Here is a 9,370-nt window from a genome sequence, read left to right on the forward strand (position 1 = left end):
TCTAGAAGCTTCGACTTGCGCTGTCAAGCCTTTGTTTTCACGCCGGCTAAACTTTACTGCATCTTGACTTCCGCTTCCCTTCCGCCGCGCCGTCTTCGTCAGCGGCGCCGCGTCGGGGAGGCGGGTTATAGGCCGGTGAACCGAACCCGGCAAGCGCTTTTTTCAGGGGGCGGCGATTTTCTCCGGCGGTCAATTTGGTTCAATGACGCCGCCCTGCGGGCAAGGCCGCAGACGCGGGTGTGCGGATCGGGTGATAGGAGGGAAAGTCCTACCGCACATTCCGGCCGACGCAGCGCCCGTCCTCGCGGGACCGGGCCGGCGGGCGCCCGATGGACGTGTAGGCAAAGCCAGCGCGGGCCATGTCGGCCGGGTTGCAGATGTTGCGCAGATCGACGACCACCGGCCGCCTCATGGTCCGCCGGACGCGGCCGAGGTCCAGCCCGCGGAATTCGTTCCATTCCGTCAGGATCGCCGCGCCGTCAGCCCCCAGGAGCGCGCCGTAGGCGTCCTTGGCCCACTGCACGCCGGGCATCAGCTTCCCGGCCTCGTGCATGCCCGCCGGGTCGAAGGCGCGCACCGTGGCGCCGGCGGCCTGCAGGGCCGGGATGATGTCCAGCGAGGGCGCGTCGCGCATGTCGTCGGTGTTGGGCTTGAAGGTCACGCCCAGCACGCCGATGGTCTTGCCCTCCACCGACCCGCCGCAGGCGGCGATGATGCGCTCGGCCATCTGCTTCTTGCGCTTGTCGTTGACGTCGACCACCGCCTCGATGATGCGCAACGGGCTGCCCACCTGCTGGGCGGTGCGCACCAGGGCCAGCGTGTCCTTGGGGAAGCACGAGCCGCCGTAGCCCGGCCCGGCGTGCAGGAACTTCTTGCCGATGCGGCCGTCCAGGCCGATGCCGCGGGCCACGTCGTGGACGTTGGCCCCGACCTTCTCGCACAGGTCGGCGATCTCGTTGATGAAGGTGATCTTGGCGGCCAGAAAGGTGTTGGCCGCGTATTTGGTCAGCTCCGCCGTCTCCAGCGCGGTCAGCACGATCGGCGTCTCGATCAGGTACAAGGGCCGGTAGAGCCGGCGCATGACCTCGGCGGCGCGCTCCGAGCTGGTGCCAATGACGACGCGGTCGGGGCGCATGAAGTCGCCAATGGCCGAGCCCTCGCGCAGGAACTCCGGGTTGGAGGCGACGTCGAACTCGGCGTCGGGGCGGGCGCGGCGGATGATCGCCTCGACCTCACGGCCGGTGCCGACGGGCACGGTCGACTTGTTGACGATGACCGTGTAGTGGTCGAGGTTGGCGGCGATCTCCTCGGCGGCGGCGTAGACGTAGGACAGGTCGGCGTGGCCGTCGCCGCGCCGCGTCGGCGTGCCGACCGCGATGAACACCGCGTCGACCCCGGCCATGGCCTCCTTGAGGTCGAGCGTGAAGCTCAGCCGGCCGGCGGCGACGTTGCGCGCCACCAGATCGTCCAGCCCCGGCTCGTAGATCGGGATCTCGCCGCGCTTCAGCCGCTCGATCTTGCCGGCGTCCTTGTCGACGCAGCAGACATGCACGCCGAATTCCGAAAAGCAGGCGCCGGACACCAGCCCGACATAGCCCGTACCGATCATCGCTATACGCATGGGGACCCCTCGTGTCCGGAAGCCGCGCTGCCCGTGTTTTCCAGCCTTGCAGCGGCCTGCCCCCGGCGTGCATCGCCCGCCGCCGCCGGGTCAGCGGGTGCGGCGGGCGCGCCGTTCATGACATTCCTACGCTTTAGCAGTATTTTCGCAGCATCTCACGCACTTTGCCGGCCAGGGTCCGGACCCTGCCCGGGCGTGCCCCATCAAAACGCCTTCAGCTTCTTCCAGGCGAACAGCACCATGCGCAGCAGCAGCCAGCCGTGGCTGAAGCGGCTGATCTGCGTCTCGCCGTAGGTGCGGTCGGCGTAGCGGATCGGCACCTCGACGATCTCCAGGTTCAGCTTGGACGCGCCGAAGATCAGGTCGAAGTCGCCGAACGGGTCGAAATCGCCGAAGTAATGACGGTTGGCGACGATCTGGTCGTAGTCGCGCTTCCACAGCACCTTCGTGCCGCACAGCGTGTCGGTGAAGCGCGTGTTCAGCAGGAAGGAGAAGATGCGGGCGAAGGCGCGGTTGGCGATCCAGTTCAGGAAGCGCATGGCCTGGTCGGCCATCGGGTACACCAGCCGCGTGCCGTTGATGAACTCGCCCTGGCCGGACGCGATGGCGCGGTAGAACTTCGGCAGCGTCTCCGGCGGCACCGTCAGGTCGGCGTCGAGGATGATCAGGATGTCGCCGCGGGCCGCCGCGAAGCCGGTGCGCACGGCGTCGCCCTTGCCCTTGCCGGGCTGCTTCATGACCTTGATGTCCCAGTCCGGGTAGGCGGCCTGGACGCGCAGGCATTCCTCGTAGGTGTTGTCCTGGCTGTTGCCCTCGACGTAGATCACCTCCAGGTCCGGGCAGAAGCGCGGCAGGCGGCGGATGGCGTTCTCGATGTTGCCGCGCTCGTTCCGGCAGGGGACCAGCACCGTGCAGGACGGCAGCTTTTCCGGCTTGGCGGGCTGCACGGGCCGGGCGACCACGTAGTTGCGCAGGCACAGCTTCCGGATGCCCGGCAGCGGGGCGATGCTGCGGTTGATCAGCGTGCCGAGGCCGAGCAGGCGGCGCGGCAGGAGCTGGCGCCACTCCCGCTTCACCGGCCGCCAGCCGGCCAGTTCGAGCAGGCCCACGATGTCGGCGGTGGACAGCCAGTTCAGCTGGCCCTGCGGCATCTTCAGGCCGACCCGCTCGGCGGCCTCCAGCACCGGTTCCCACAGGCGGGAATGGTAGCTGACGATGATGCGCGTGCGCTTTGTCGCGAAGCGGTGGAGATGGTGCAGCGTCTCCTCGATGTCGTCGAGGAAGCCGATGGTGTCCGACAGCAGGATGACGTCGAAGGTGCCGTCGATCCCCGCCAGCACGGCCGGGTCTTCCGCGTTGCCGGCGTGGAACGCGAGATCCGGGTAGCGCTCCTTCGCCCGCTCGATCATCGCCGGGCTGAGGTCGATGCCGACCCCGCGCGAGGGCCGGAGGAAGGCCAGCGTGTCGCCCCCGCCGCAGCCGATCTCCAGCACCGACGCGTTCTCCGGCACGAGGAAGCGCAGGTAGGCGCGGTCGGCCTCGTGGAAGGCGCGGTTGCGCGCGACCCAGCGGTCGCGCTCCGCGGCCAGGCGGTCGAACAGCGTCCGCACGCTCCGCTGGCGGGGCGACAGCGGACGGAACGACGGGGCGCGCGGGGACTCGGTCCCGGCTTGCGTGTCGGTCACGGTGTCCTCGATGGTCTCAACGGTCATGGGATGCGATCCGCAACGGCGTTTTCGGAAGCGCTCCGGCTTCCACGGGACAGGGCGAGCCAGGACAGGCCGCCGGGAAGGGCCGTCAGGGTCACCGACAGCCCGGTCATCAGGGAGAGCAGCAGGGCGTCCTCGAACGGCACCCCGAACAGGGCGAAACCCGCCACCATGGTCCCTTCGCGCACGCCCCAGCCGTTCAGCGAGATCGGCAGGGCCGTCGCAATGATCGCGGTCGGCATCACCGCCAGCACGTCGAGCGGGCCGACGGACAGGCCGATGGCGCGGGCGTAGAGCATGGTCGCCCCGAGCGTGCAGAGATGGACGCACACGCTGTGGCCCAGCGCCGTCAGCGCGGCGCGCGTCAGCAGGGCGCCGCGCAGCCGGGCGACCAGCGTGAAGGCGGCGTCCGCCAGCCGGTGCCCGCGCACCCGCGCCGGCAGCGGCGCGCGGTCGAGCAGCAGCCCGGCGGAGAGGCCCGCCACCCCCAGCAGGACCAGCGCCGGCAGCATCCAGGCCATGCCGGGGGGCACCACCGCGGCCAGCCGGGGAAGCCCGGCGAACAGCAGCAGGCACACCCCGAGCAGGGCGAGCAGCCGGTCGAGCACCAGCGCCAGGATCACCGCGCCGGGCCCCTGCCCTTCCTTCCAGGTCAGCCAGCCGCGCACCGCGTCGCCGCCGACGGCGCCGGGCAGCACCTGCCCGAAGAACAGGCTGGCGGTCATCAGCATCAGGGCCTTCAGCGGGGTCAGCACCAGCCCGGCGGCGCGGCAGGCGGCGCGCCAGCGTTCGCCGGCGAAGCCGACCGCGAGGAAGCTGAGCGCCAGCCCCTGGAGAAGCGGCGCCGGCGGCGCCCCCGCCAGACGGTGGGCCATGCCCGCCCAATCGGCCTGGACGACGAGCCAGCCGACGAGCGCCGCGGTGATCCCGATCTTGCCGAACAGCGGCCAGAGCTTCTGGCCGGAAGACGCGGCGGCGGGCAGGATGGCTTCGGATCTCATCAGCAGGTGTTCGCCGGGCCTGTCCGGAACTTCGCGTGCGGGCGGTCAGGCGGTTGGAAAAGGATCAGGACGGCGGCCCTGGCCGCGTCACGTCGGGGTTCGGCCATGCGCCGTCCGCGCGGCGGCATGGTCCACTCTTTTCGCGTACATTTCAAGACAGGAACGCCCCGGCCCGCGGGAACGGCGTCCCGCGGGCCGGGGTAAAGTCCGCTTCAGGATGATCCGGCGAAGGGCCGTGCCGCGGGCGTCAGTCCGCCGCCTTGGCCGCCGATTCTGCCAATCCGGGGGCCAGTCCGGGCCGCTCCAGCGACCGCTCCCAGGCGAGCGCGCTGCGCACGATCTCCTCCAGCGTGTCGTGCTTGGGAACCCAGCCCAGCCGTTCCCGGATGCGGTCGGCCCCGGCGACGAGCTGGGGCGGGTCGCCGGGGCGCCGGTCGGCGAGCACGGTGGGCACCGGCTCGCCGCTGACCGCCTCCAGCGTGCGCAGGACCTCATGCACCGAGGCGCCGCGCCCGTAGCCGCAGTTCAGCACCAGGCTGTCGCCCCCCCGCCGCAGATGAAGCAGCGCCAGGACATGCGCCTCGGCAAGGTCGCTGACGTGGATGTAGTCGCGGACGCAGGTCCCGTCGGGCGTGGGGTAGTCGGTGCCGAAGACGGCCATCGCCGGGCGCCGGCCGAGCAGGGCCTGGCAGGCGACCTTGATCAGGTGCGTGGCGGTCGGCGTCGCCTGGCCGGTACGCCCGGCCGGATCGGCGCCGGCCACGTTGAAATAGCGCAGGATGACGCTGCGCAGCCCGTGCGCGGCCCCGGCGTCGCGCAGCATCTGCTCGGTCATCAGCTTGGAGGCGCCGTAGGGATTGATCGGGGCGGTCGGTGTCTCCTCGTCGATGGGCACGCGCGCCGGCGCCCCGTAGACGGCGGCCGTGGAGGAGAAGACCATGCGGCCGACCCCCAGCCGCACGCAGGTGTCCACCAGCGTCAGGCTGTTGGCGGTGTTGTTCCGGTAATAGGCGAGCGGCTTCTCCACCGATTCCGGCACGACGATGGAGCCGGCGAAATGCATCACCGCGTCGACCTTGTGCTCGCGGATCGTCCGTTCCAGCAGCTCGGCCGAGCCGATGTCCCCCACCACCAGGGGGACGGCGTCGGGCACGGACGCGCGCCGGCCGGTGGACAGATTGTCGATGGTGACCGCGGGGATGCCGGCGTCGGTGAGCGCGTGGAGCACGTGGCTTCCGATGTAGCCCGCTCCACCGGTCACCAGCACACGGCCCTGGGCCGCCGCTTCGTCAAGCATGGGGTGCGCTTCCTTTCCCGTGTCGCCTGCGGTCCAACCCATCCCGTCCAACCGATCCCGTCCGGGAGCCGCGGAACCTGAGCTAGGAACAGGGGGAGGAGCTGTCAACATGACCCGAAAAGCTTGCCCATCCACGGTCCGGCCCGTTCCCCAGTGGAAGCGGGGTGCCTCCATCGGGCAGGCCGGCCCGAAGCCGCGGCGTTGACACGGACTGCGGGGGCGGTGTAACAGCCTTCGGCAAGAAAACGGGGCCAATTGTTGTTTGGGTTCTTTCGCCGTCGCAAGGCGAGAATTCGTCAGGCGCCCTCTCTGTTTCTTTTCTGTAATGTTCCGTCACCTGTCCTTGGTCAAAGGGTTGAGATCATGACGAATGCTGTCAAGCCGCCTCTCGTCGAGATCGCCATCGGCGAGCTTATCGACAAGATCACGATTCTTCAGATCAAGTCGGAGCACATCACCGATCCCGAAAAGCGGAAGAACGTTCTTTTCGAAATCGAGATCCTCGACAAGGCCCGCCGTGAATGCGTGCCGGAATCCGCGGAGCTGGTCCAGCTCGAAGCGGAACTCAAGGCGGTCAACCAGCAGATCTGGGACATCGAGGACGCCGTCCGCGATTGCGAGCGCAACAAGCGGTTCGACGACCACTTCGTCGCGCTCGCCCGGTCGGTCTACAAGACGAACGACAAGCGCGCGGCGGTGAAGAAGAAGATCAACGAACTCTTCAACTCGCGGATCGTGGAAGAGAAGAGCTACGCCGCTTACTGATACCGGCGTTCCTTTCCCCGGCGTCCTCTTCGCTCGAAAAGCCCCCTCCGGCTTACCCGCCGGAGGGGGCTTTTTTGCGATCACCCGCGCCGGCGCACCCCGGCCCGGCGCAGGCTGCCCACCACCAGGCGGCGCAGGAGCCAGAAGGGGCTCCGCTGGATGGATTCCAGCGCCTCGCGTGCCGCGGCAAGGTCGCGGCCGCAGCGCGCCAGCTCGTCGCCGAGGTCGGGCACCACGACGCCCGGTGCGACCGGAACCGCGGCCTGGGCGTTCACCGCGGCCAGCGTCTGCTTCAGCTCCTGGTTCTCGACCAGCAGCCTCTTCACCTCGTTCCAGACGGGCTGCGGCTTGGGCAGGGAGCCCTCGGCGACGCCGCGCGCCGCGTCGGTGAGCGCGCGGGCCATGGTGTCGGCCATGGCCTCGAAGGTGAAGCGGCTCGCCTGCTCCAGGCCGCGGCGGACCAGATCGGCGCGGCGCTGCGGGTCGGCGACCTCGCGCAGCCGCTCGGCCATTCCGGCGGCGTCGTCCTCGCCCACGAACAGGGCCGCGTCGCCGGCCACCTCGACGATGGAGGAGTTGGCGCAGGTGATGACCGGGCAGCCGCAGGCCATCGCCTCCACGATCGGCATGCCGAAGCCCTCGTAGCGCGACGGGTAGACCAGCACCCGCGCCCCGGCGTAGGCCAGCCGCAGTTCGGAGTCCTTCAGGCTGAGGCGCACGACCGGCACGCGCGGGGCAAGCGCCGTGAACTCCTCTTCGATCGTCGGCCGGCCGCCCACGCACACCACCATGACGTCGCCGGTGCCGCCGGCTTCGGCCATGGCCTTCAGGGCGCGGAACAGCAGGATGCCGTTCTTGTACCCTTCATAGCCGGCGCGGTCGCCGACCATCAGGATGTAGGGCCGGTCGATCTTGTGCTCGCGCCGGAAGGCTTCCACCTCCGCCGGATCGGCCGGGCGGAACCCGGCGTCCACCCCGCAGTAGGCCACCGCCGTGCTGTCCGCCGGGACCGACGGGAACATCCGCTCCAAATCGCGCGCGGAGTTCCTGGAGATCATCACATGCGCCGAGGCGTGCAGGATGGCCCGGTGCTTCTCCTTCCAGGACTCGTCGGCGAGCGGGAAGCCGAGCGCCTCCGGGATCATGTCGTAGCCCATGAACAGCGACGGCGTGGTCGCCGGGGTCGAATAATAGGTGGAGACGAACAGGTCCGCCCCCTCCTCCCGGCAGACCCGCTCCAGATACAGGCTGTCCGCCCCGGTCGCGGCGTAGCTGTGCGCGCGGATGGTGCGGGTGTGGACGCCGGGGATGCGCGGCGCCGTGCCGGCGCGGTCGAGCAGCACGACATGCTTCGCGAAGCCCGAGGCCACCCAGGCCTTCAGCACCGCCGTCCAGACCCGCGCGATGCCGGAGTTGAGGTGCTGGTAGAAGACCCCGTCGACCAGGATCTTCGGATGCGCGGGGGCCAGCTTCGCGCGCTCCTCCGCCACCTCGGCGGGGTCGAGGAAGCACCAGCCGCCATCACCGTTACCGTCCGGGACGGTGATCGGCACGACGCCGCGCGCCGCGGCGGTGTCGACCAGCGTCTCGTCGCTCACCCAGGGCAGGTAGTCGCGCAGCAGCACCGGCTCGGTCGCTTCCTGCAGGCGGCGCCAGTGGGCGCGGGCGTCCTTGTAGCCGTAGTAGCTTTCCTTGAAGGCGGCCTGCGCCTCGGTCACGTAGGCGAAATGCTGGAAGACGACGCCGGCGTCCTCCATCTCGTCGTGGGTGAAGGGCTTGATGCGCGCGATGTTGCGCTGCTCCGCGTCCACCAGGGTGGGCGGTTCGTGGGCGGCCCAGGTCATGCCCGGCTCGAAGCGCCAGGTGCGCAGCCATTCCTGCTGCGGGTTCTGGGCGTAGTTGTGGCGCGTGCTGATCAGGCGGTCGGGACCGACGAAATAGTCGCACCAGTAATAGGCGGCGGTGCGCTGCGGATCGGCCTCGAACATCGCGTGGACGGTGCGGATCTGCTCGGCGGTCCACAGCTCGTCGGCGTCGACCTGCCAGAGCAGGCCGGGCTTGGTGATGTGCGGCAGGGGCGCGTTGACCATCTCGCGCTTGCCGTCCCAGAACGCGCCCAGCGGCTTGCGGTGCAGGGTGACGCGGTCGGGAAAGCGCGCCGCCAGCTCGTCCAGATAGGCCGAGGTGCCGTCGTTGCTGCGCCCCTGGTCGTGCACGCTGTCCAGCACCCGGCCGCCGGCCTCCACGCTCCAGGCCGTGTCGTGCTTCAGGGCCGCCACGCCCTCCACGACGTGCCAGTGCCACTCGAAGGGAAGCTCGGCGAACACCCGCTCGTGATAGCGGATGAACGGCTCCCCGTTCAGCACGATGGTGAAGAAGTGGATCGGCAGGCCCTTGGCGGACGCCGTCGCGCCGCCCTCCGGCGGAGCGACCCGCGCGCGTTCGGTCCCGGAGAGCGTCGTGGCTTGGCTGTTCATCGGATGGGCTCCAAAAGCATGGGCCCCAAAGGGCCCGGCGCGCCTTGATCGAGTGCGGAGCACCGCGTCGCGGTGGCATGTCCGGCGGAAGGGCCGGAGGGAGGAAGGGCCGGTTCTGTTTGCTTTCCCGGGCCGCCTTTCCGGGACGCCTCCCCTGTCCGACAGGCCGGAAGCGGCCGGAAAAAGCGGCGGCACTCTATAAGCGAGAACAACGGCGAGACAAGCGCAAACGGAGGCCTTTTCAGCACGCCCGCCCGTCCGATGACGCGGGGCAACAGGGGCTGTCCGGCATTTCCGTTTTCCTTGCGGGGACGGGGGGCTTGCGTTAAAGAGCGTCACGGTCTGACCCAGACCAGCGTTGTCCGCCGGTGCAACACCGCGCAGAAGTGATCCAGTAGGCGATCGAAAAGGGGGCGTCTTGCATCCGCGTTATCGTCAGACGTGCCGCGTGTGCGGTTCGACCAAGCTGAAGCCGGTGATCGACCTCGGCGACCAGTATC

Annotated in this window: 6 protein-coding genes; 1 reads left to right on the forward strand and 5 read right to left on the reverse strand. The window is 69.5% G+C overall.

Features of this window, described 5'->3' with window-relative positions; genetic code table 11:
- Positions 1-268: 268 nt before the first annotated feature.
- The 4 genes from ACSVC7_RS32170 to galE form a co-directional block, all read right to left on the reverse strand.
- Positions 269-1,621, reverse strand: coding sequence for a UDP-glucose dehydrogenase family protein (locus ACSVC7_RS32170; RefSeq protein WP_483509129.1), 1,353 nt, complete (start codon positions 1,619-1,621; stop codon positions 269-271).
- A 203-nt stretch (positions 1,622-1,824) separates the two neighbouring features.
- The gene (locus ACSVC7_RS32175; protein ID WP_448208731.1) at positions 1,825-3,333 is read right to left on the reverse strand and encodes a glycosyltransferase; all 1,509 of its coding nucleotides are present in this window, start codon (positions 3,331-3,333) and stop codon (positions 1,825-1,827) included.
- Positions 3,330-4,331: a lysylphosphatidylglycerol synthase transmembrane domain-containing protein gene (locus ACSVC7_RS32180; protein ID WP_448208732.1), complete on the reverse strand. Its 1,002-nt coding sequence runs from the start codon at positions 4,329-4,331 to the stop codon at positions 3,330-3,332. Before ACSVC7_RS32180 ends, ACSVC7_RS32175 begins: the two co-directional genes overlap by 4 nt.
- Before the next feature lie 247 nt (positions 4,332-4,578).
- Positions 4,579-5,628, reverse strand: a complete 1,050-nt coding sequence (gene galE, locus ACSVC7_RS32185) for a UDP-glucose 4-epimerase GalE (RefSeq protein ID WP_448208715.1) — start codon at positions 5,626-5,628, stop codon at positions 4,579-4,581.
- A 363-nt stretch (positions 5,629-5,991) separates the two neighbouring features.
- Between galE and ACSVC7_RS32190 the strand changes: the two genes are divergently transcribed.
- Positions 5,992-6,393: a DUF6165 family protein gene (locus ACSVC7_RS32190; protein WP_448208714.1), complete on the forward strand. Its 402-nt coding sequence runs from the start codon at positions 5,992-5,994 to the stop codon at positions 6,391-6,393.
- An 80-nt stretch (positions 6,394-6,473) separates the two neighbouring features.
- Here the strand turns inward: ACSVC7_RS32190 and ACSVC7_RS32195 are convergent, their stop codons facing one another.
- A complete protein-coding gene (locus ACSVC7_RS32195) occupies positions 6,474-8,870 on the reverse strand; it encodes a glycosyltransferase family 4 protein (protein ID WP_483509132.1) in 2,397 nt (798 codons plus the stop codon).
- Positions 8,871-9,370: the final 500 nt, after the last annotated feature.

Source organism: Azospirillum mesophilum (assembly GCF_053470405.2).

Excerpts from the sequence above, each read along its gene's own strand:
- ACSVC7_RS32175 (WP_448208731.1), bottom strand. The coding sequence starts at position 3,333 with ATGACCGTTGAGACCATCGAGGACACCGTGACCGACACGCAAGCCGGG.
- ACSVC7_RS32190 (WP_448208714.1), top strand. The coding sequence starts at position 5,992 with ATGACGAATGCTGTCAAGCCGCCTCTCGTCGAGATCGCCATCGGCGAG.
- ACSVC7_RS32195 (WP_483509132.1), bottom strand. The coding sequence starts at position 8,870 with ATGAACAGCCAAGCCACGACGCTCTCCGGGACCGAACGCGCGCGGGTC.
- ACSVC7_RS32170 (WP_483509129.1), bottom strand. The coding sequence starts at position 1,621 with ATGCGTATAGCGATGATCGGTACGGGCTATGTCGGGCTGGTGTCCGGC.
- ACSVC7_RS32180 (WP_448208732.1), bottom strand. The coding sequence starts at position 4,331 with ATGAGATCCGAAGCCATCCTGCCCGCCGCCGCGTCTTCCGGCCAGAAG.
- galE (WP_448208715.1), bottom strand. The coding sequence starts at position 5,628 with ATGCTTGACGAAGCGGCGGCCCAGGGCCGTGTGCTGGTGACCGGTGGA.